The organism is Thermogutta sp., from assembly GCF_039793925.1.
Classification (GTDB): Bacteria; Planctomycetota; Planctomycetia; order Pirellulales; family Thermoguttaceae; genus Thermogutta.
In genome coordinates, this window is sequence record NZ_JBAMME010000104.1 from 1 (window position 1) to 1,325 (window position 1,325).

General features: G+C 62.0%; 4 protein-coding genes. All 4 read right to left on the bottom strand.

What is annotated here, in order from left to right; all coding sequences use genetic code 11:
- Nucleotides 1–64 precede the first annotated feature (64 nt).
- Entirely contained in the window at nucleotides 65–241 is a 177-nt protein-coding gene (locus tag ABJK56_RS03845; RefSeq protein WP_347243346.1) for a hypothetical protein, read from the bottom strand.
- A gap of 131 nt (nucleotides 242–372) precedes the next feature.
- Nucleotides 373–717, bottom strand: coding sequence for a hypothetical protein (locus ABJK56_RS03850; RefSeq protein WP_347243347.1), 345 nt, complete (start codon nucleotides 715–717; stop codon nucleotides 373–375).
- Nucleotides 718–820: 103 nt separating this feature from the next.
- On the bottom strand, nucleotides 821–1,084 hold the full coding sequence (locus tag ABJK56_RS03855; protein ID WP_347243348.1) for a hypothetical protein: 264 nt from the start codon (nucleotides 1,082–1,084) through the stop codon (nucleotides 821–823).
- A gap of 56 nt (nucleotides 1,085–1,140) precedes the next feature.
- Nucleotides 1,141–1,325 (bottom strand): hypothetical protein (locus tag ABJK56_RS03860; RefSeq protein WP_347243349.1); only part of this gene is annotated, 185 nt, incomplete at its 5' end.

The following is a 1,325-nucleotide window of genomic DNA, read 5'->3' on the forward strand; positions in this document are numbered from 1 at the left end:
GGGCCGCGATTCCGGCCCCTCCCCCGGCTCCCGGCTGCGGCCGTTGAAGATCGTGATCATCGCTCTACCTCCTTCGTTTTTTTGTCAGCGTGCCACTGGATTGGGGAGTGAAATCAAAGAAGAATGCCAGAACATCTGCCGCGACCTTGGCGAAGTCGGGGCTGTTGGTCTGGCAGAGAATTTCCCGGTGCGCCGTCCGCCCTCCCTTGCCGGGCTTCCAACCGTTCTCGCACCTCATCATCCATCTGGAGGCCTCCCCGGTTTTCCGCACCGGCGACGGTATATCCACATCCGGGACCTGCACCAGCACCTGGAACACCGGAGAGACATCCTCCTGCGGGTACCAGGCCACGACTGGATTGAGAAATTCATCTATTCACACTTTTTCCTCCTCAGCAGCCAGTCCCAGTCAACTCGGATGCCGGGCAACCCGGCAAGCTGCCGTGCGTCGTCCTCGGCGGCGAGCATTCGTATTTCCCGTTCGGCGCGCTCCCGCTCCATCGCCCTGCGATCCAGTTCCTCGACCTCCGCCCGGTATCGGGCGGAAGTGGCGGGGTGACACGCCGGGCACCACCCGGGGAATTCCTCCGGTGGCCCGCTATACTGGATGCCACACCCCCGGCAGCGGGGCCGGGGCTCGCATTCCGGGCAACTCTCGTCCACCGGATGGATTGTGCCGCACTGGCGGCAAATGGTCAGATATCCTTCTTTGCGCATCTTGCACCTCCTTTCTTCTTCGCGCATCTTGCACCTTCTTGCGGAAGGCGGAGCCGGAGTGCCGGGCACGCCCACCGCTCCTGGCGGGATACCGCAGGACCCCTCAGGGAGAACAATCCTCCTCGCAGACCAACCAGAAGTGATGCCGAAGGATGGACCGGCGGGGCTTGACTCGCAGTTGGAAGCCGCCGATGTCTAAGGAAATGGCGGAAGTACCGTTATCGGCTAGGCCGTTCAGCATAGAAGGATGGACGTAACAGACATTCGGCGGGTGCCCGAATTTCTCTATATAGCGCCGCGCAGCATTCTCTACTTTCTGCCCCAAGCTCCGTTTCGGGTCATCGTCAAACCAGAGCAAGCCGATCATCGCCCCTCCTCATCCGCTTGGCCTTCCCCGTCGCCGATCCCCTCCTGCTGGCTTCATCATTCCCCATCGAACCCATAAGGCCTTGCCCAGCGCGCCCCACGCGGTGGGCGGCGCCGGGGAAGTTTTTTGCTCTCCGCAATGAGCGCAGAGAGTGTGGTGTCGCTCCCTTGATCGAGGGGGCGAAAGACTGTCACTTTCATCAGTTGCAGTCCCTCGTGCTCGGGACGGCACTTTCCGTGCC